General features: G+C 60.7%; 9 protein-coding genes, 3 tRNA genes and 3 rRNA genes. 9 read left to right on the forward strand and 6 right to left on the reverse strand.

Translation table 11 applies throughout. The annotated features are described in order from the left end of the window. Positions 1-16: 16 nt before the first annotated feature. The 3 genes from QTJ18_RS21960 to lhpI are packed head-to-tail and all read right to left on the reverse strand — an operon-like array spanning position 17 to position 4,781. Complete coding sequence (locus QTJ18_RS21960) at positions 17-1,339, reverse strand: ActS/PrrB/RegB family redox-sensitive histidine kinase (RefSeq protein ID WP_489667280.1); 1,323 nt, start codon at positions 1,337-1,339, stop codon at positions 17-19. After that, positions 1,336-3,828, reverse strand: a complete 2,493-nt coding sequence (hrpB, locus tag QTJ18_RS21965) for an ATP-dependent helicase HrpB (protein ID WP_252755399.1) — start codon at positions 3,826-3,828, stop codon at positions 1,336-1,338. The genes QTJ18_RS21960 and hrpB overlap by 4 nt, the downstream gene beginning before the upstream one ends. Further along, the gene (gene lhpI, locus QTJ18_RS21970) at positions 3,828-4,781 is read right to left on the reverse strand and encodes a bifunctional Delta(1)-pyrroline-2-carboxylate/Delta(1)-piperideine-2-carboxylate reductase (protein WP_252755400.1); all 954 of its coding nucleotides are present in this window, start codon (positions 4,779-4,781) and stop codon (positions 3,828-3,830) included. The genes hrpB and lhpI overlap by 1 nt, the downstream gene beginning before the upstream one ends. A 582-nt stretch (positions 4,782-5,363) precedes the next feature. Between lhpI and QTJ18_RS21975 the strand changes: the two genes are divergently transcribed. The 6 genes from QTJ18_RS21975 to QTJ18_RS22000 all read left to right on the forward strand — a co-directional run bounded on the left by QTJ18_RS21975 (position 5,364) and on the right by QTJ18_RS22000 (position 11,890). Next, positions 5,364-6,846, forward strand: a 16S ribosomal RNA gene (locus QTJ18_RS21975). Positions 6,847-7,060: 214 nt separating this feature from the next. Further along, positions 7,061-7,137, forward strand: a tRNA-Ile gene (locus tag QTJ18_RS21980). Between the two features lie 165 nt (positions 7,138-7,302). Further along, positions 7,303-7,378, forward strand: a tRNA-Ala gene (locus QTJ18_RS21985). A 580-nt stretch (positions 7,379-7,958) separates the two neighbouring features. Continuing rightward, positions 7,959-10,985: ribosomal RNA gene (locus QTJ18_RS21990) — 23S ribosomal RNA — on the forward strand. Between the two features lie 259 nt (positions 10,986-11,244). Further along, positions 11,245-11,359 (forward strand): 5S ribosomal RNA (gene rrf / locus QTJ18_RS21995). Together the 16S, 23S and 5S rRNA genes with 3 tRNA genes alongside form the textbook arrangement of a ribosomal RNA operon. 454 nt (positions 11,360-11,813) lie before the next feature. Further along, positions 11,814-11,890: transfer RNA gene (locus tag QTJ18_RS22000), tRNA-Met, on the forward strand. A 638-nt stretch (positions 11,891-12,528) separates the two neighbouring features. Here the strand turns inward: QTJ18_RS22000 and QTJ18_RS22005 are convergent. Further along, positions 12,529-14,316, reverse strand: coding sequence for an SLC13 family permease (locus tag QTJ18_RS22005; RefSeq protein ID WP_354669097.1), 1,788 nt, complete (start codon positions 14,314-14,316; stop codon positions 12,529-12,531). Between the two features lie 203 nt (positions 14,317-14,519). Here QTJ18_RS22005 and QTJ18_RS22010 point away from each other — a divergent pair, with 203 nt between their 5' ends. Continuing rightward, positions 14,520-14,693 (forward strand): DUF1328 domain-containing protein, encoded by a 174-nt coding sequence (locus tag QTJ18_RS22010; protein WP_252755555.1) that lies wholly within the window; start codon positions 14,520-14,522, stop codon positions 14,691-14,693. A gap of 194 nt (positions 14,694-14,887) precedes the next feature. Here the strand turns inward: QTJ18_RS22010 and QTJ18_RS22015 are convergent, their stop codons facing one another. Beyond that, positions 14,888-15,355 carry an Lrp/AsnC family transcriptional regulator gene (locus QTJ18_RS22015; protein ID WP_252755554.1) on the reverse strand — a complete coding sequence of 156 codons (468 nt, stop codon included), beginning with the start codon at positions 15,353-15,355 and terminating at the stop codon, positions 14,888-14,890. Positions 15,356-15,479: 124 nt separating this feature from the next. Here QTJ18_RS22015 and putA point away from each other — a divergent pair, with 124 nt between their 5' ends. Further along, positions 15,480-19,181 (forward strand): trifunctional transcriptional regulator/proline dehydrogenase/L-glutamate gamma-semialdehyde dehydrogenase, encoded by a 3,702-nt coding sequence (gene putA, locus QTJ18_RS22020; protein ID WP_252755553.1) that lies wholly within the window; start codon positions 15,480-15,482, stop codon positions 19,179-19,181. Between the two features lie 72 nt (positions 19,182-19,253). Continuing rightward, on the forward strand, positions 19,254-19,859 hold the full coding sequence (locus QTJ18_RS22025; protein ID WP_252755552.1) for a DUF922 domain-containing Zn-dependent protease: 606 nt from the start codon (positions 19,254-19,256) through the stop codon (positions 19,857-19,859). Positions 19,860-20,082: 223 nt separating this feature from the next. Here the strand turns inward: QTJ18_RS22025 and QTJ18_RS22030 are convergent, their stop codons facing one another. Next, positions 20,083-21,414 (reverse strand): dicarboxylate/amino acid:cation symporter, encoded by a 1,332-nt coding sequence (locus tag QTJ18_RS22030; RefSeq protein ID WP_252755551.1) that lies wholly within the window; start codon positions 21,412-21,414, stop codon positions 20,083-20,085. Positions 21,415-21,531: the final 117 nt, after the last annotated feature.

A 21,531-nucleotide genomic window follows, 5' to 3' on the forward strand; every position in this document is an offset into this window, starting at 1 on the left:
CAGCGATCCAGCGTGATCAGTCTTTAATTTCCATCACCGAGCGCGGCCAGACCACACGAATCCGCGCCCCGCTCGTATCCGGACCGCGATTCTCGAAGCTGAGGCTGGCGCCCGAGCGCTCCAATAGCGTCTTGGCGATGAACAAACCAAGCCCCAATCCGCCCGCCCTTTCCGTTTCGCGGTTCCTGGTGGACATATAGGGTTCCCCGATATGCGATAGTACCTCCGGCTCGAACCCTTCGCCATCATCCTCGATGATGATCGTCACGCGCTCGGCATCATGTTCGGCCGTCAGCGTAACGGTGCTGCGGGCAAAATCGACCGCATTCTCCACCAGATTGCCCAATCCATAGAGAATGCCGGCGTTTCGGTTGCCCACCGGCTCGCTTCCCCGGTCGCCCTTTTCGATCAGCTTGAAGCTGATGCCGAACTGGCGATGCGGTGCGGTGACCTCCTCGATCAGGGACGACAGCGGCAGGCGGCGCAGATGTTCCTCATTATCGGCCGAAAGCGAAGTCAGGCGGCGCAGGATGTCGCGGCAGCGCTCGCTCTGGCTTCGCAGGAGAGCCACATCCTCCGCGAACCGCTCGTCGCCCGAGAGTTCCCGTTCCATTTCCTTCGCCACAACGCTGATCGTGGCCAAGGGCGTTCCAAGCTCATGGGCGGCGGCGGCGGCCAGGCCGTCCAGCTGCGACAGGTGCTTTTCGCGTTCCAGAACCAGTTCCGTCGCCGCAAGCGCGTCGGCCAGAAGCGTCGCTTCCATGGAGACCCGATAGGCATAGAAGGCGGCAAACACCATCATCGAGACGATCGCGCACCAGATCCCCAGCTGCAGGACGGGATAGATGATCAGAATGTCGTCGGGATGCCAGGGAAGGGGATAGGGCGACACCGTCAGGATCGTGGTGCAGACGATCGCGAATGCCAGGAGCACCATCGAGTGCCGCAGCGGAAGCGAGGCAAAGGAGATGATGACGGGGACGCACAGGAGCGGCGCGAAGGGGTTGGCCAGTCCTCCCGTGATGAAGAGCAGGCCGCTCATCTGCGACAGGTCGAATGCCAGCAGCGCCAGAGCCGCAAGCGGCTCCAGCCGGTGGGTCGGCGGGAAGCGCAGGGACAAAGCGAGGTTGACGAGTGCCAGGGCCGCGATGAGGGCAACGGTCTCGAAGACCGGCAGGGCGAATTCGAGCAGAGCGGAGACGATCAGAACCGTCACCGTCTGTCCGGCAACGGCCAGCCATCGCAGCCGCACCAGAGTCTGCAGGCGCATGCTGCGATTGGCCCGGCCGAATTGCGCATGGCGGATGGAGGCCGTTTCCTGAGACTTCTCCGCCATCATGTACCCCTCGGCTTGGCACGGTGTGTGGGTGCGGCATTGGCCGGATCGTCCGGCCAGGGATGCCGCGGATAGCGCCCGCGCATCTCGGCGCGCACATCCTTCCATGATCCGGCCCAGAAGCCGGGCAGGTCGCGCGTCGTCTGGAGCGGGCGATGGGCCGGCGAGGTCAGTTCCAGCAGCAGCGGCAGCTTGCCGCCGGCCACGCAAGGATGCGCCTTCAAGCCAAACAATTCCTGGACACGAATGGTCAGAACGGGTCCCTCGCGATCATAGCGGATCGGGTGCCGATTGCCGGTCGGTGCGTCGAAATGCGTGGGCGCCAGGCGGTTCAGCTCGCGCGACAGCGAATGCGGCACGAGGGCGCGCAGCCCCTCGGCAAGGCTGTGTCCATCAATGGCGTCAAGCCCGGTCCGCCCCTCCTGGAAGGGCTCGAACCACTCCGCCAGACGCGCAAGAAGCGCCTCGTCCGAAACATCCGGCCAGGGATCGCCGACTGTGTGATGCAGGAAGGCGAGCCTTTCCCGCAGCTGGGCCGCCTCTTTGTGAAACGGCAGCGCCGACAGTCCCAGCTGGCGTACGCCGTCTGACAGCGCCTGCGCCGCCTCTCGTCCGCCCGGTCGGGGCAGCGGCGTCTCCTCCAGCACAAGCCCGCCCAGACGGACCACCCGGCGGGACCGGACCTGACGTGTCGCGCGGTCAAAAAAGCTTTCGGCGCCCCGGACGATCTTGTCACCCAGCTCCGCCTCGACCCGCTCACGCGTGGTTTCTCCCGCTGCGAGTATGCGCCCGCGGGCCGCCTGGCCGCTCAGATCGGCAATCACCAGCATGGCGGCGCCCGCCAGCCTCTCCGTTTCCGGCAATTCCGCCCCACGACCATTGGCCATGACAAAGCGTCCTCGTGCCCCCCGCTGGATGGCCACCCGGTCCGGATAGGCGTGCATCAGCAGGTCCGAAACCAGCAGGGCTTCGCTCTGGCTTCCGGATGCCGGGGAAGGGGAAAGCGTGGATGCAAGCCGCGCCGCGAGCCGCCGGGCCTGTTCGGCCCGCTGCCCGCGTTCCTGGCGGAAGGCGCGCAAACGCTGGTCCAGATCGACATCCTGGCCGCCCAGACCCTGCTCGGTCATCAGCACGGCCAGACGGCACGCCTCCAGCGCCTGGCCGCGCGCCGCACCTTCCAGCGCCATGGCGGCCAATCGGGGCGGCAGGGCCATGCCGCGAATCTTCCGGCCGCGGGCCGTCAGCCGATCCTGGTCGTCGAGGGCGTCCATCATCCTCAGGAGGCTCCTTGCCTCCGCCAGGGCAGGACGAGGCGGTGGATCGAGAAAGGCAAGGTCGCCCGGATCCCGGACGCCCCAATGGGCAAGGTCGAGGGCGAAGGACGCCAGGTCACTGGCCAAGATCTGGGGCGGCGAGAATGCGGGGAGTGCGGATGTCTGGCCGCCATGCCAGAGCCGGATCGCCTTGCCGGGCTCGGTGCGCCCTGCGCGTCCGGCGCGCTGATCGGCCGAGGCGCGCGACACGCGCTGCGTTTCCAGCCGGGTGATCCCCGTCGCCGGCTCGAAGACCGGCAGGCGCTGCAGCCCGCTGTCGATCACGATCCGCACGCCGTCTATGGTGATCGAGGTTTCGGCGATCGAGGTGGCCAGAACCACCTTGCGCCGGCCGGCCGGCGAGGGGCGAATGGCGGCGTCCTGCTCCCCTTGCGAAAGTCCGCCGAACAGCGGCGCAATATCGACCGCCTCCGGCAGCAGTCCGGCCAGCCGGTTGCGGGTCCGCAGGATTTCCGCCTGCCCCGGCAGGAAGGCAAGGACTGACCCCTCCTCCTCGGAAATGGCCTTCACTACGGCGCGTGTCACGGCATCCTCTACCCGTTCGGCGGGATCGCGCTCCGCATAGATGATGTCGATGGGGTGACTTCGCCCTTCGCTGATGATCACCGGCGCCTGGCCGAGCAGGGCGGAGACCCGCTCCACATCGAGCGTCGCCGACATGACCAGAAGACGAAGGTCCTCCCGCAGCGCGCCTTGCGTATCCAGCGCGAGCGCAAGGCCGAAATCGGCATCCATCGAGCGCTCGTGGAATTCGTCGAAGAGCACGGCCGAGACGCCGGCCAGTTCCGGATCATCGAGGATCATCCGGGTAAAGACGCCCTCCGTCACCACTTCTATTCGGGTTGCCGACGAAATGCGGCTGTCCAGACGCATGCGGTAGCCGACGGTCGCGCCGACCTCCTCGCCAAGCAAAGCGGCCATGCGATGCGCGGCCGCCCGTGCGGCCAGGCGGCGGGGCTCGGCGAGAATGATCTTGCCGGTGCACCAGGACTGCGACAGAAGCGACAGTGGAACGAGCGTCGTCTTGCCGGCCCCTGGCGGTGCCGACAGGACCGCCCGGTTGCCGTCCGCCAGGGCCGCGGCAATCTGCGGCAGCACAGGCGTGATCGGCAGTGAGGGCAGGCCTTCGGGCAAGCGTGTCGGGGAAAGGGGTGCCATCAGGCCTCGGCTCTGTCGCGCACCGTCTCATAGGCGAGGATGGCGCCGGCCAGATCCTCGAGCGCCGCTCCAACGGATTTGAAGAGCGTGATCTCCTGCTCGGAGCTGCGGCCGGCATGGCGGCCGGCGGTCAGATCGTAGAGATCGGCGCGGATATCCTCGGGGCCGATAAGGCCGGCCGCCAGCGGCTGCACGATATCGCCGGCCTCCTTGGTGGCGCCAGCACGGGTGTCGACGAAGATCGAGGCGCGACGTATGGCGGCATCGTCGCTTTCCCGCATGGAGGGCTTGAACGCACCGACAAGGTCCAGATGGGCGCCGGGTTTCAGCCATTCCCCCTGGATCAGCGGCTCGCTCGACAAGGTGGCGCAGGAGATGATGTCGGCGGTGCCTGCCGCGGCTGCGAGATCCGCGACGGCTGTCGCTGCAAACCCCATGCTCCGTGCCTCTTGCGCAACCTGCTCGGCCTTCTGCCGGTCGCGACCCCAGACGGCGACCTTGGTCAGCGGCCGCACGCAGGCATGCGCTTCGATCAGATTGAGCGACAGCCGGCCGGTTCCGACCATCAGAAGCTCCGACGCTTGCGGATGCGCGAGCGCGCGCGCAGCCAGCGCCGATGTGGCGGCGGTCCGGCGTGCGGTCAGCTCTGCGCCCTCGACCAGCGCCAGGGTCTCTCCGGTCCGGCCGTTCGACAGGAGATATTGCCCGGATATGGTCGGCAGACCGCGCAGATGATTGTCAGGCACCAGGTTCAGGATCTTCACGCCGAGATAGGCGCCGGGAACCCAGGCCGGCATCAGCAGCACGGTTTGATCCGCCGCATCCGCCAGCTCTATCTCATGGTGATGACGAAGCGGCATGACGCAATGGGCCCGAAACATCGATTCGATGGCGGAAATCAGCGCGGCCATCGGGAGAGCCTGTTGCGTCTCATGAGCATTCAACTGAAACATGCGATAAAACTCCTGCACAATGGCGCGAACAATAGCTGTGGCAGGCGGTTTCGCAAACGACCGAAAGAAAAATGACAGTTTTTTGAAATGAGTGGTTGACGCGAAAAAGAGACGGATCTATAACGCCGCTCACTGACGAGGGCGGCGGCGCTGCTGGCGACGAAGTTTCTCGTTCTGGAGTGATTGGGGTTTATCCCTGGTTCTCCGGGGTTTTAGAGATCACAGACATTGGCTGAATGCTGATTGTGAGCCGAGGTTTCGGTTTTGGCTCTGGTGGTTTTGCGATTGGTTTTGACCGGGATTTCGGTCTGTTTTTTGACAATTGAATATGGACAAGAAAGAGAAACGTGGTCGGCGTGGTTTCGCAAAGAGGGTGAAAGCCCTTTTTGGAAAACGATTAGAGACGGTCACGTTTTGATATGAGAACACCGGTTCTTTGCTGGGTTTGGCTGATGTGATTGCTTTTGCGATGACGGCGGCTGGACCGGGCCATACTTCGCTGTGAAGCGGGATTGGTTTTGATGTGAAGGATCAAGTGAGTTCTCGTCGATTCAGAACAAGTGACAGTCTAGATTGAATTCTCAACTTGAGAGTTTGATCCTGGCTCAGAACGAACGCTGGCGGCAGGCTTAACACATGCAAGTCGAGCGCACCGCAAGGTGAGCGGCAGACGGGTGAGTAACGCGTGGGAATCTACCCAACCCTACGGAATAACCCAGGGAAACTTGGACTAATACCGTATACGCCCTTTTGGGGAAAGATTTATCGGGGATGGATGAGCCCGCGTTGGATTAGCTAGTTGGTGGGGTAAAGGCCTACCAAGGCGACGATCCATAGCTGGTCTGAGAGGATGATCAGCCACATTGGGACTGAGACACGGCCCAAACTCCTACGGGAGGCAGCAGTGGGGAATATTGGACAATGGGCGCAAGCCTGATCCAGCCATGCCGCGTGAGTGATGAAGGCCTTAGGGTTGTAAAGCTCTTTCAGTAGGGAAGATAATGACGGTACCTACAGAAGAAGCCCCGGCTAACTTCGTGCCAGCAGCCGCGGTAATACGAAGGGGGCTAGCGTTGTTCGGAATTACTGGGCGTAAAGCGCACGTAGGCGGACATTTAAGTCAGGGGTGAAATCCCGGGGCTCAACCTCGGAACTGCCTTTGATACTGGGTGTCTTGAGTGTGGAAGAGGTCAGTGGAATTGCGAGTGTAGAGGTGAAATTCGTAGATATTCGCAGGAACACCAGTGGCGAAGGCGGCTGACTGGTCCACAACTGACGCTGAGGTGCGAAAGCGTGGGGAGCAAACAGGATTAGATACCCTGGTAGTCCACGCCGTAAACGATGAATGTTAGCCGTCGGGCAGTTTACTGTTCGGTGGCGCCGCTAACGCATTAAACATTCCGCCTGGGGAGTACGGTCGCAAGATTAAAACTCAAAGGAATTGACGGGGCCCGCACAAGCGGTGGAGCATGTGGTTTAATTCGAAGCAACGCGCAGAACCTTACCAGCCCTTGACATGCCCTGACAGCCAGAGAGATTTGGTTTTCCCTTCGGGGACAGGGACACAGGTGCTGCATGGCTGTCGTCAGCTCGTGTCGTGAGATGTTGGGTTAAGTCCCGCAACGAGCGCAACCCTCGCCCTTAGTTGCCAGCATTTGGTTGGGCACTCTAAGGGGACTGCCGGTGATAAGCCGAGAGGAAGGTGGGGATGACGTCAAGTCCTCATGGCCCTTACGGGCTGGGCTACACACGTGCTACAATGGTGGTGACAGTGGGCAGCGAGCACGCGAGTGTGAGCTAATCTCCAAAAGCCATCTCAGTTCGGATTGCACTCTGCAACTCGAGTGCATGAAGTTGGAATCGCTAGTAATCGCGGATCAGCACGCCGCGGTGAATACGTTCCCGGGCCTTGTACACACCGCCCGTCACACCATGGGAGTTGGTTTTACCCGAAGGCGCTGCGCTAACCCTTAAAGGGAGGCAGGCGACCACGGTAGGGTCAGCGACTGGGGTGAAGTCGTAACAAGGTAGCCGTAGGGGAACCTGCGGCTGGATCACCTCCTTTCTAAGGAAGCCGATTCTAGCAGGCAAGGCCGCATGGCCATGCCCTTGCAAAATCCGCTTTTAGAACATAGATCGGACCAGTCAGGTCACGATCGAGCCGAAATACGCCGCGATACTGCTTGCAGATCGACGGTATGGCGAAATCCGCCGACCACGTTTCTCTTTCTTTGGAAGACAATTTTGACAGGATATGCCTGAAACAGGCCATCCGGAATGGGCCCGTAGCTCAGTTGGTTAGAGCACACGCTTGATAAGCGTGGGGTCGGAAGTTCAAGTCTTCCCGGGCCCACCATTGCTTGTTTGAGCCGGTTGGGTCGGGACGACATTCGGTTTGGTTTGGTCTGGTCGTTTGGTCTGGCCGTCGGGTTTTTGCCGTTCTGGTTTTGAACCGGATCCTGTCTGGGATTGAATGTTGCTGGAGCCGGTTGGGGTGACCTGTTCGGTTGAAGCGCTGGATGGGGCTGTAGCTCAGCTGGGAGAGCACCTGCTTTGCAAGCAGGGGGTCAGCGGTTCGATCCCGCTCAGCTCCACCATTATTCGTCCTCACGCTGTCGCAAACTTCGTTTGCTGCGCTGCGGACGGGGCGCCGAGCGATCGGCGACGGGCTATCGCCCGGTATGGCTGCCCTCTCAAAGGTTGAGTGTGGTGCCGGCAGAGGCGATCGTGCTGCATGGCGCGTGAGTGAAAGATTGTCTTCCTGGAGAGTTTAGGTTTGCATCGCTTCGATGAAGCGTATGCCTGTTTTGTCCGTATTGTGAAGAGAAGATTGATCCGGATGAGCCCTTTGGGTTCATGCCAGTCAAGGATCGTTCGTTGTTCGGGGCTTTTGGCCTTTGTCTGACGGATGGTCTGGTGGATGTTGCCTGACCGCGCATCCTCGGATTTGATCTCGAGAAGCTGGTCTTAATGATCAGACGCGAAGTGGGTCGCTCGGCGTGACCCCAATCAAAGCGATCTGATCGAACACGTCGATGGCATCTGAATGGTCCGGTTGTAAAGGTAGCCGGATTGGTCAGGCAGTAGGGGTTAGGCAGTTGGCATTAGGGTTCATCCCTGGTGCCTGTTGCCTGCTGGCTATTGCCTCACCTTAAGATGAGCATTGGCAATGAGAACGATGAAGTGTCGTAAGGGCATTTGGTGGATGCCTTGGCATGCACAGGCGAAGAAGGACGTGATACGCTGCGAAAAGCCGTGGGGAGCTGCGAATGAGCTTTGATCCATGGATCTCCGAATGGGGAAACCCACCTTAGACATCTAGAAAATCTGTTCTGCTGTTTTTTGATCTCACGCGCTGTTCGGCCCTTTGGGCCGGCGCTGCGATGGCGCGCCGCACGAGCGGCGACGGACTATCGTCCTGTATGGGTGCCTTGCTCAAGGTTCGAGTGTGGCAGAAGTACAGACCGTTAGGTCGTCGGCAATCGTTTGCCGCCCCGTCTGGAGCGAAGCAGGCAAAGCCTGCGACAGCGTGAAGACAGAAGAGAACCCGGCGCGTCCGGGTTGCAGGGTTCAGCACAACAGGTTTCTAGATGTTGTAATAAGGTATCTAACCTTGAATACATAGGGGTTAGAAGCGAACGCAGGGAACTGAAACATCTAAGTACCTGCAGGAAAGGACATCAACCGAGACTCCGTAAGTAGTGGCGAGCGAACGCGGACCAGGCCAGTGGCATTCAAGACAAAAGTCGAACGATTTGGAAAGGTCGGCCGCAGCGGGTGACAGCCCCGTAGACGTCAGTGTTTTGAATGTCCTTGAGTAGGGCGGGACACGTGAAATCCTGTCTGAACATGGGGAGACCACTCTCCAAGCCTAAGTACTCGTGCATGACCGATAGCGAACAAGTACCGTGAGGGAAAGGTGAAAAGCACCCCGACGAGGGGAGTGAAATAGAACCTGAAACCGGATGCCTACAAGCAGTCGGAGCCATAATTGGTGACGGCGTACCTTTTGTATAATGGGTCAACGACTTAGTGTGTCGAGCAAGCTTAAGCCGATAGGTGTAGGCGCAGCGAAAGCGAGTCTGAACAGGGCGTTCAGTTCGACGCATTAGACCCGAAACCGAGTGATCTAGCCATGAGCAGGCTGAAGGTTGGGTAACACCAACTGGAGGGCCGAACCCGCATCTGTTGCAATAGATTGGGATGACTTGTGGCTAGGGGTGAAAGGCCAATCAAACTCGGAGATAGCTGGTTCTCCGCGAAATCTATTTAGGTAGAGCGTCGAGCGAATACCCACGGGGGTAGAGCACTGGATGGGCTATGGGGACTCACCGTCTTACTGATCCTAACCAAACTCCGAATACCGTGGAGTACTACTCGGCAGACACACGGCGGGTGCTAACGTCCGTCGTGAAGAGGGCAACAACCCTGACCTCCAGCTAAGGTCCCCAAGTCATGGCTAAGTGGGAAAGGATGTGAGGATCCCAAAACAACCAGGATGTTGGCTTAGAAGCAGCCATCATTTAAAGAAAGCGTAACAGCTCACTGGTCTAAATAAGGGTCTTTGCGCCGAAAATGTAACGGGGCTAAAGCCATGCACCGAAGCTGAGGATGTGCCGCAAGGCATGTGGTAGCGGAGCGTTCCGTAAGCCTGTGAAGGAGGACCCGTGAGGGCCTCTGGAGGTATCGGAAGTGCGAATGTTGACATGAGTAACGACAAAGGGGTGAGAGACCCCTCGCCGAAAGACCAAGGGTTCCTGCTTAAAGTTAATCTGAGCAGGGTTAGCCGGCCCCTAAGACGAGGCGGACACGCGTAGTCGATGGGAACCACGTTAATATTCGTGGGCCTGGTGGACGTGACGGATCACGACTGTCGTACGATCTTATTGGATTGATTGTGCGGCTTAGTGGTTCCAGGAAAGAGCGCCACCATTATAGACCGTACCCGAAACCGACACAGGTGGTCAGGTAGAGTATACCAAGGCGCTTGAGAGAACTATGTTGAAGGAACTCGGCAAATTGCACGCGTAACTTCGGAAGAAGCGTGACCTCCAGATACGCAAGTGTTTGGAGGTGGCACAGACCAGGGGGTAGCGACTGTTTATCAAAAACACAGGGCTCTGCGAAGTCTTTAAGACGACGTATAGGGTCTGACGCCTGCCCGGTGCTGGAAGGTTAAGAGGAGAGGTGCAAGCTTTGAATCGAAGCCCCAGTAAACGGCGGCCGTAACTATAACGGTCCTAAGGTAGCGAAATTCCTTGTCGGGTAAGTTCCGACCTGCACGAATGGCGTAACGACTTCCCCGCTGTCTCCAACATAGACTCAGTGAAATTGAATTCCCCGTGAAGATGCGGGGTTCCTGCGGTCAGACGGAAAGACCCCGTGCACCTTTACTATAGCTTTACACTGGCATTCGTGTCGGCATGTGTAGGATAGGTGGTAGGCTTTGAAGCTTGGACGCCAGTCTGAGTGGAGCCATCCTTGAAATACCACCCTTATCGTCATGGATGTCTAACCGCGACCCGTTATCCGGGCCCGGGACAGTGTATGGTGGGTAGTTTGACTGGGGCGGTCGCCTCCGAAAGAGTAACGGAGGCGCGCGATGGTGGGCTCAGAGCGGTCGGAAATCGCTCGTCGAGTGCAATGGCATAAGCCCGCCTGACTGCGAGACTGACAAGTCGAGCAGAGACGAAAGTCGGTCATAGTGATCCGGTGGTCCCGCGTGGAAGGGCCATCGCTCAACGGATAAAAGGTACGCCGGGGATAACAGGCTGATGACCCCCAAGAGTCCATATCGACGGGGTTGTTTGGCACCTCGATGTCGGCTCATCGCATCCTGGGGCTGGAGCAGGTCCCAAGGGTTTGGCTGTTCGCCAATTAAAGCGGTACGTGAGCTGGGTTCAGAACGTCGTGAGACAGTTCGGTCCCTATCTGCCGTGGGTGTAGGAATATTGACAGGATCTGTCCCTAGTACGAGAGGACCGGGATGGACATATCTCTGGTGGACCTGTTGTCGCGCCAGCGGCATAGCAGGGTAGCTATATATGGAAGGGATAACCGCTGAAGGCATCTAAGCGGGAAACCCACCTGAAAACGAGTATTCCCTATCAGGGCCGTGGAAGACGACCACGTTGATAGGAGGCGTGTGGACGTGCGGTAACGCATGAAGCTTAGCCTTACTAATAGCCCGATCGACTTCATCGTTCTCATTGTTCATGCTCATCAAACATGAGCCATCTGTCTTGTCCTGACGCGTGAAACACGCTGCTGACGGCCCGCACCACCCGGTGCGACGGCCGACCGGCCTGTACGGGTGCCATACCCGAACAGGCTCAAGACAAGCAAAAAGACGTGTTCAAAAAAAAGACTGTTGCCTATCGCCTACTGGCTAAGCCCTCAGTCACCAGCTTCTCGAACAATAAGCGGCGCACCACCATGCGCCGCGCACATTGCCCTTAGCCGACCTGGTGGTCATGGCGGGGCGGCCGCACCCGTTCCCATTCCGAACACGGCCGTGAAACGCCCCAGCGCCAATGGTACTTCGTCTCAAGACGCGGGAGAGTAGGTCGCTGCCAGGTCTGCTAAAGGCAATGTCAAAACAAATCTTCTCGCGCACAACAAAACCAACCGGACAAACATCCAGCATTGCAAGACCATGACGCGGGGTGGAGCAGCCCCGTCCGCCCGCAGCGCAAGCCACACCGCGCGAGGACGGACAAACAAAAGACCGGGCAAAAACAGCCGGTCCGCCAGGCAAACAGCCCAAGGCACGCTCGAAACTAACGCGGGGTGGAGCAGCCCCGTCCGCCCGCAGCGCAAGCAACACTGCGCGAGGACGGACAAACAAAAAGACCGGGCAAAAACAGCCGGTCCGCCAGGCAAACAGCCCAAGGCACGCTCGAAACGAACGCGGGGTGGAGCAGCCCCGTCCGCCCGCAGCGCAAGCCACACCGCGCGAGGACGGACAAACAAAAGACCGGGCAAAAACAGCCGGTCCGCCAGGCAAACAGCCCAAGGCACGCTCGAAACTAACGCGGGGTGGAGCAGCCCGGTAGCTCGTCAGGCTCATAACCTGAAGGCCGCAGGTTCAAATCCTGCCCCCGCAACCAACTTCCCCCAAAATACACTCAAAGCCCCCTCCGTGGGGCTTTTTGCGTTTCTATAGCTTGGGTCAGGGGGGTGAGCCCGAGCCACCTGTGCCGGATGGGTGGTCACTGGCAGGTTGCCTCTGGAGAAGGATCGGACCGCTCGGCCGTCGTTCGGGCGATATGCCCTCAAATCGCTCAGCCGGATGTCATCATCCAGAGCATTTCCGGTAAAAACGGGATCACCTGAAATCTATCTCTTTGTTTTACGCAATCCGGATGCAAAACCGCTGACGCATTTTTGCTGGACCTGCGCTAGGGTCTGTTGACATTCAGGGTTTGGAACGTGGTTTGCGAGAAAAGAGCTCAGTTTCAGGAGCGAAGCCGCAGGAAGGGTCAACCCCTTTCAAGGCTTCGCGACGCCGAAATGGGCTATTTTCTCCAAATCCTGCGGACGCGTCGGATTTGCCCGCTGAATGCGTTGAAAATGCTCGTGATACATTTGGGTATCCCTTGCGCTTTTCGCCTGTTCAGCAACCAATTCCGAAACGCGCCACGTCCGAAACCTGATTGTCGACAGACCCTAGCACAGAGGACGGCCCGCGTTCTCCCTGCCTGCCGGCGAGCCGACGCTGGATCGAGCCTCGGTCTTGCTCCAGCCGTCATATGCCGTAATAGAGATAGATGGCGTAGCACGATGCAAAGCCGACGATGATATTCATCGGCAGGCCGATCTTCACGAAGTCGCTGAAGCGATAATTGCCGGCGCCATAGACGAGCGTATTCGTCTGATAGCCGATCGGCGTTGCGAAACTCGCACTGGCTCCGAACATGACGGCCACCACGAGCGCGCGGGGTTCCACACCCAGTTGCTGGCCAAGTCCGATGACGATCGGGGTGAGAATGACGGCAACGGCATTGTTGGTGACGCATTCTGTCAGCGTGGAGGCAAGCGTGTAGACGAGCAGAAGCACAATGAAGGGCGAGACTTTCGACATGAGCGGCAGGGCGGCGTCGACGACCAGTGTCACGGCCCCCGTCTCCTGGAGACCCTGGCCCACGATCAGCATGGCGAAGATGAGGATCAGGATTCCGCCCTCGATCGAGCCCCAGGCCTCATCGGCATCGATGCATCGGAGGATCAGGATAGCCGGCACAGCGATCATGGCGAGAATGCCGATATCCATCACATTCAGTGCGGCGAGCGCCACCACCAGACCAAGCGCCAGCAATGCGAGCGGCGCCTTTGTTGGGCGAAAAGCCCGGGCAGTAGACCGCGTGACGGAGACCAGGTCGTTCTGGTGAGACAATTCATCCAGAGCTTCAGCCGTTCCCTCCAGCAGTAGCTTGTCGGCCGGCCGCAGGCGCACATTGGCTAGATCCGGTCCCGGCACATGCCGATGGCGGTGGGCGCCGAGGATCCGCACACCAAACCGCCGGCCCAGGGAAAGGCTGGAAAGGAGCGTGCCGTGGCTGAAGCGGCCAGGCGCGACAACCGCCTCAACAACAATCCTCTCGCCGCCGCCGGTCGTCGCGCCGCGCCGCTGGCCGATGCGCAGGCCCTCCTGCTCATTGAGCGTGAGAAGCTCCGGTGACTTGGCGAGGATGATCAGCCCGTCGCCCTTCTTCAGGGTCATCGTATCGAGGTCCTTGCGAATGACTTCTCCATCGATTCGCAGGCCGACAATGCGCAAGCCGGGTTGCTTAAGTTCGGTAATGTCGCCAAGCGGTCTGTCCGTGAAATTGCCCTCGGACAGCACCGTCAGCTCCGAAAGATATTCCGCATCATCCATGCGGGTCAGTTCGCTGCCTTCGTCCCGCCGGTCCGGGAGGAGGACCTTGCCGAGCAGCAGCATTGTCAGAATACCGGTCGCGGCAGCCGCCAGACCCACGGGCGTGATCTCGAAAAGCGAAAAGGGCGCCATTCCCTGGCTGCGTGCCACCCCATCGACAAGAAGATTGGTGGAGGTGCCGATCAAGGTCAGCGTTCCGCCCAGAATGGCCGCATAGGAGACCGGAATGAGAAGCCTGGTCGCGGCCATATCGAGCGCCGCCGCAAGGCGGATGACGATGGGTATCAGCACCAGAACGACGGGCGTATTGTTCATGAAGGCAGAGGCCGCAAGCGCCGTCAGCAGAAACACCGCCAGCGCCAGTCGAGGGAATTTCTTGGACCAGTTCAACACCAGGCCGGCAACGCTTTCCAGCACGCCGGTACGAACCAGCGCGCCGGTCAGGATGAACATGGCACCGATCGTGATGGGCGCCGAATTGGAAAAAACGGCCAAAGCCTTGTCCGTCGGGACAAAGCCGAGAACGATGAATAGCGCTGCACCGGCAGACGCGGTCACTTCGGCCGGATATTTCTCCCAGACGAAGAGGGCAAAGAGCAGGACCACGAGCGCGAGCGCGATGTGAGCCTCATAGCCCGCAAAAAAACCCATCATCATATTTTTTAAAATCCCCACTGGTCAGGGGGCTCAACGCGCAAGCTCCGTTCTGGCTCCCTCGGCCGCAAAAGATGTTCGCACCCCGCCGGGTGATGTATGGAGGACCCGAAGGGGATTTCCAGATGCCGCCGTGTGCGGCGGGCTTGGAACCCGAGCCTGTCTTTCCCGTTAACGGGAAAATCGGATGTGAAGAGGACTATGCCATGCTGAAATGGGCTCTAATCTTTCTGGTGATTTCGCTGATTTCCGGCTTTCTCGGTTTCTCGGGCGTGTCCGCAGCCACGGCAACCATTGCCCGCGTCCTGTTCTTCCTGGCCATTGCGCTCTTCGTCATCTTCCTGGTGCTGGCGCTCATGGCGGGCAATATCGTCTTCTGACCATGCATAAAAAAAGCCCCGTCGCCGACGGGGCAAATTTGGGGAAAAGCTCACGTTTGGCTGCTCGTGAGCAGTCCTACTGAGCCAGACTTGCAAGATTGCGGCGAGGGCAGTTTGCCGCCATTCGGTACGTCCATGCCGAAAAATTAGAGGTTCTGGCAAAATTGCAGGCAGCGATGACGGTTTGGATCCGGTCATCTCTCCTTGACGGATTGCATGGCGACCGATGTCGATGTGCTGGCCACATGCGGCAGGCTCGAGATCTTCTCCCCCAGCACTTCCCGGTAGCGGCGGATGTTCTGCGTCCGCACCTTGAGCAGGTAATCGAATCGCCCGGCGATCATATGGCATTCCTCGACCTCGCGGATGCGCCGGACAGCCTGGTTGAACTCGCCGAGGGCCTGCTCGCGAGTGTCCGACAGCTTGACCTCTGTAAAGGCGACATGATCCAGGCCGAGTTTCTGCGGATTGATGATGGCGCGGAAACCCTGGATAATGCCATCATCAATGAGGCGTTTCAGTCGAGCATTGCACGGCGTCTTCGACAGGCCGATCTTGGCGGCGAGCTCTGTCACCGAAATGCGCCCATTGGCCGAGACCTCGTCCAGGATCTTCTGGTCGAACATGTCCAATCCGGCTGTCTTCTGCCAATCGACAGTCATTTTCACTTCCTTTTTGGTTTTGATTTGGCGAATAAGCCTAAACCGACCGCGAAAATAAGTACAGTCTCGGCTGTGGGATGCGATATGATCAGCCACGAAAAATCCTGACAATTCGAGGTCTTCCATGCGTGAGCCCGCTCTTCACACCGCCGCTCGTCCCGATGCGCAGACTGTGCCCTTCGTCGACTTTGCCGGCCGCAAAGCCTTGGACAGTGACAGCCGCAAAAAGATCACTGAGGCCTATCGCGAGCCGGAGCCAAGCTGCATGGCGCGGCTGCTGCCGGCGGCCACGCGGCCCGAGGAGGAGAAGAGCGCCATCCGCGAGACGGCCCGCCGCCTGGTCAAGGCGCTGCGCGACAAGCCTCGAGGATCGGGTGTGGAAGGTCTCGTGCACGAATATTCCCTGTCCAGCCAGGAAGGCGTCGCGCTGATGTGCCTGGCGGAGGCGCTGCTGCGCATTCCCGACGATGCGACGCGCGATGCGCTCATCCGCGACAAGATCGCCGCCGGCGATTGGCGCTCCCATATCGGCGGCGGCCGGTCGCTTTTCGTCAACGCCGCCACCTGGGGTCTGGTGGTGACAGGGCGGTTGACCGCCACCGTCAATGATCGCAGCCTCGCCTCGGCATTGACGCGACTGATCGCCCGATGCGGCGAGCCGGTCATCCGGCGGGGCGTCGATATGGCCATGCGGATGATGGGCGAGCAATTCGTCACAGGGGAAACGATCGAGGAAGCGCTGCGCCGAGCCAAGCCCATGGAGGCGAAGGGTTTCCGCTATTCCTACGACATGCTGGGCGAAGCGGCCACGACGGCTGACGATGCCAAGCGCTATTACCTCGACTATGAGGCGGCAATCCACGCCATCGGTTCGGCAGCGGCGGGACGGGGTGTCTATGAGGGGCCGGGGATCTCCGTCAAGCTTTCCGCGCTGCATCCCCGCTATGTCCGCGGTCAGCAGGCCCGGGTCATGGCGGAATTGTTGCCGCGCCTGGCGGCGCTTGCGCGGCTGGCTAAGCAGTATGATATCGGCCTCAACATCGATGCCGAGGAGGCGGATCGGCTGGAGCTTTCGCTGGATCTGCTGGAGGCGCTCTGCTTCGATGACGCGCTGGCGGGCTGGAACGGCCTCGGTTTCGTCGTGCAGGCCTATGGCAAACGCTGTGCCTTCGTGCTGGATCACATCATCGATCTGGCACGCCAGTCCAGACGCCGCATCATGATCCGCCTCGTCAAGGGGGCCTACTGGGACGCCGAGATCAAGCGCGCGCAACTGGAAGGGCTGGAGGATTTCCCGGTCTATACGCGCAAGGCGCATACCGATGTCTCGTTCATCGCCTGCGCTGCAAAACTACTGGCCCATCGCGACCTCGTTTTTCCGCAATTTGCCACGCACAACGCCCAGACCCTGGCTTCGATCTATCATATGGCTGGCCCCGATTTCGAAACCGGCTCCTACGAGTTCCAGTGCCTGCATGGCATGGGCGAACCGCTTTACGAGGATGTGGTGGATCGCCAGGGCCTGGCGCGGCCGGCCCGCATCTATGCGCCGGTCGGCACCCATGAAACGCTGCTGGCCTATCTGGTGCGGCGGCTTCTGGAAAATGGGGCAAATTCGTCTTTCGTGAATCGCATCGGCGATGATGCCGTTTCCGTCGAGGAGCTCATTGCCGATCCGGTCGACACGGTACTGGCGATGGCGCAGCCCGGGGCGAAACACGACAAGATTGCCTTGCCGCGCGAGCTGTTCGGAGCGGCGCGAAGCAATTCGGCCGGGCTCGATCTGAGCAATGAGGCGGTCCTGCAGCGCCTGTCGCGGGCGCTTGAGGAAAGTGCCGGTCTGGACTGGCGTGCGGAGCCCGAACTCTCCCTGCAGGAAAATGGTCTGCAGGGAGAGGCTGTCCTCAACCCGGCCGATCATCGTGACAGGGTGGGGACGGTCGTGACGATGTCAGAGGCGATGGCAGCCCGGCTGGCGGAACTCGCATCGGGCGCAGCAGACGAAATTGCGGCCGTGCCGCCTGGCGAACGGGCAGCCTGGCTCGATCGCGCCGCCGATTACATGGAAGAGCGGATGGAGATCCTGATGGGTCTGATCATGCGCGAGGCGGGAAAATCCGCCGCCAACGCCATTTCCGAAGTGCGCGAAGCCGTTGATTTCCTGCGATACTATGCCGAGCAGGCAAAGCGGACGCTGGGACCGGGCCACCGGCCGCTGGGGCCGATCCTGTGCATCAGCCCGTGGAACTTTCCGCTGGCGATCTTTACCGGTCAGATTGCCGCGGCGCTTGTCGCCGGCAATCCGGTTCTGGCAAAACCTGCGGAAGAGACGCCGCTGATTGCGGCGGAGGCCGTGCGTCTGCTGCATGCGGCAGGTGTTCCGCCCCGCGCCTTGCAACTGGCGCCCGGCGATGGCCGGATCGGCGCAGCCCTTGTCGCGGCACCTCAGATCGCCGGTGTCATGTTCACCGGATCGACCGACGTCGCGCGCCTGATCCAGAAACAACTGGCGCAGCGTCTTTCGCCTGGCGGCAGGCCCATTCCCCTGATTGCCGAAACCGGCGGCCAGAACGCCATGATCGTCGATTCCTCGGCGCTGGCCGAGCAGGTGGTCGCAGATGTCATTGCCTCGGCATTCGACAGCGCCGGCCAGCGCTGTTCGGCGCTGCGCGTTCTGTGCCTGCAGGAAGACGTGGCCGAGCGCATCCTTGTGATGCTCAAAGGCGCATTGGCGGAATTGTCCATCGGCCGCACGGACCGGCTCAGCGCCGATATCGGACCGGTGATCACCGATGAGGCGAGACGCGGCATCGAAAAGCATATCGACGCCATGCGCAAGCTCGGCCGCCCCATCCATCAGGCGCCGCTGCCCGCAGAAGCGGACCATGGCACCTTCGTTGCTCCGACCATCATCGAACTGACGCGGCTGAAGGAGTTGCAGCGGGAAGTGTTCGGTCCCGTTCTGCACGTCATCCGGTATCGCCGCCGCGATCTCGATCAGCTGATCGAAGACATCAACGAGACGGGCTACGGCCTGACCTTCGGCCTGCATACCCGGCTCGACGAGACCATCGCCCATGTCCTTGGCCGGATAAGAACCGGCAATCGCTATGTCAATCGCAACATCATCGGCGCGGTCGTGGGCGTCCAGCCCTTTGGCGGGCGTGGTCTCTCAGGCACCGGGCCAAAGGCCGGCGGCCCGCTCTATCTCGGCCGCCTGGTCGAGACGCCTCCGGAGCCGCCGCAGCTTTCGTCGGTCCATCTCGATCCTGCACTTGCCGGCTTTGCTCGCTGGCTGGACGATCGGCAGCTTTCGCAGGCGGCGGAGCGGGCGCGGACCATTGGCAGCCTCTCGGCGCTGGGGCTGGAACGGGAATTGCCGGGACCGGTCGGCGAGCGCAATCTCTACGCCCTTCATCCTCGCGGGCGGATCCTTCTCCTGCCGCAGAGCATGGACGGTCTGCTGACCCAGATCGCTTGCGTTCTCGCCACCGGAAACGTCGCCGCCGTGGATGCCCCTGATGCGGTCACCGGTCTCCTGAAGGACCTGCCGCCCGACATAGCGTCGCGCATCCGGCCGGTCACGGACTGGACGTCCGCCGGGCCTCTCGCCGGCGCGCTTCTGGAAGGGGAGGGTGAGGTATTGACGGCATGGCTGGCGCGACTGGCCGATCTTCCTGGCCCGCTGGTTCTAACCCAGGCGGCAGATTCGCGCGCCGTCCGGGAAACGGATGCCTATTGCCTTCACTGGCTGCTGGAGGAAGTTTCGACCTCGATCAACACCGCCGCCGCCGGTGGCAATGCGAGCCTGATGGCCCTCGGCTGACGCTCTTGTCAGCCGCCCTTTGCTCCTTATGATGGACCGACAGCGCTGCCTCCGGCGCTGCAGGAGATGATCATGCCATGCAAAACCGGACGCTTCGCGCTCGGCCTTCTATTCCTTGTCCTTTACGGACCGGCTGCGGCTGCGGCCCGCGATTGGGAGCCCGTGGAGCAGGTCAAGACCTATAGGATCAGCGGAGAGACGGGCGCCGCGCTTTACGAGTCGATCGGTGGGCGGGCGCCGCAGGCCGGCGGCGGGCTGGCCATTGCCCATACGAGCTTCAAGCTCACATGGACGCGGCGCTATGAGCGGCAGGGCGATGCCTGTGCGATCACCGTCGCCCGGCCGAAGGTCATCATCACCTATATGCTTCCAAAGCCGGCAAAGGCCCTGTCCTCGCCGGTTGCAGAAAGCTGGAAGCGCTTCATAGACGGTGTGGAGCGACACGAGCGGGTCCATGGAGAGTTCATCCAGGAACTCGTGCAGCAGATCCAGGATTTCAGCCTCGGCTTGCGGGTAGAGGATGATCCCGCCTGCAGCAAGATCCGCCAGGTCCTGACCAAGCGCTTGGGAGAATTGTCGAAAGCGGAACGGGCGAAGAATGTGGAATTCGACCGCGTTGAGCTCAGTCCCGGCGGCAATGTTCATCAGCTGATCCTGGCGCTCGTCAACGGTCCCTGAACTGCCATGGAATTGGCATTGGACTGACATCCAGCTGCCACCGGGCCGGTAAAAATGAAAAACACCCCGCCAGCGGTCTGGCGGGGTGTTTCTTCGAGGGTCTCCCGGCACGCTTTGCGCAGTGTCGGATGCGAAGCGTCACGCATCGTCATTGCTGCGCGTTGCACGGGTGCCGGGTGAGACGCCGCAGGCGCGGCGCCTCAGGACCCATTCCTGGGAGGAATCATTCCGCTGCCTCAAGCCGCGCCGGCAGGGGGGCGCCCGCCGCGACATGACCCGACAGGACCTCGGCCAGCATGGCCTCGTCAAGTTCGTTTTCCCACCGTGCGACCACAACGGTTGCCACCGCGTTTCCGACGAAATTGGTCAGCGCGCGGCATTCGGACATGAACCGGTCAATGCCGAGGATCAGCGCCATGCCGGCCACAGGAACAGCCGGCACGACGGACAAGGTGGCGGCCAAAGTGATGAAGCCCGCCCCGGTAATGCCTGCCGCGCCCTTCGAACTCAGCATGGCCACCAGAAGCAGGAGGATCTGTTCGCTCAACGACAGGTCGATATCGGTGGCCTGGGCGATGAAGAGGGCGGCCAGTGTCATGTAGATATTGGTGCCGTCCAGGTTGAAGGAATAACCGGTCGGAATGACGAGCCCGACGACGGAGCGCTTGCAGCCGGCCCGTTCCATCTTCTGCATCAGGCCGGGAAGAGCCGCTTCGGACGAGGATGTGCCGAGGACCAGCAGCAATTCCTCCTTGATGTAACGGATCAGGGCAAAGATGGAGAAGCCGTTATAGCGGGCCACCGCGCCCAGCACGACGAAGACGAAGAGCAACGAAGTGAGGTAGAAGGTGCCGATCAGCATGGCCAGATTGGCGATCGAGCCGATCCCGTATTTGCCGATGGTGAAAGCCATCGCGCCGAAGGCGCCGATCGGCGCGGCCTTCATCAGGATCGCGACCAGCTTGAAGATCGGCGCCGTAAGGGCGTTCAGAAAATCGGTCACCGGCTTGCCGCGCTCGCCGACCATGGCAAGCGATATGCCGAACAAGACCGAGAAGAACAGGACCTGGAGAATATCGCCTTCTGCGAACGCACCGACAATCGTGTTCGGAATGATGTTCATCAGGAAGCCGGTGATCGATGTCTCATGCGCCTTGGTGGCATAGGTGGATACGGCCTTGGCATCCAGCGAGGCGGGATCGATATGCATGCCGGAGCCCGGTTGCACGAGATTGGCGACGATCATGCCCACGAGCAGAGCCAGCGTCGAGAAGGTGAGGAAGTAGATCATCGCCTTGCCCGCAACCCGGCCGACCTTCTTGAGGTCGCTCATGCCGGCAATGCCGGTGGCGACCGTCAGGAAAATCACCGGAGCGATGATCATTTTGACGAGGCGGATGAAGGCATCGCCGAGTGGCTTCAGGCTGGCGCCGATATCCGGGTAAAAATGGCCGAGCGCAATGCCGGCGGCGATCGCTACCAGCACCTGGACGTAAAGCTGGCGGTACAAGGGAAGCTTGCCGCGTGGTGCGGCGGCATCAAGATGCAAATCCATGAATCATCCTCCGATACGCCCTCACCGGCAAGACGGTTCTCCCGGGGCGTTCTGTGTTGATCCAGTCGAGTTCGCAAGAGGCGTGCCAAGTGGCATTGAAAATGCAACCAGTTGAAA

The sequence above is a fragment of the Rhizobium sp. SSA_523 genome (genome assembly GCF_030435705.1).
In the GTDB taxonomy this organism is placed as follows: domain Bacteria; phylum Pseudomonadota; class Alphaproteobacteria; order Rhizobiales; family Rhizobiaceae; genus Neorhizobium.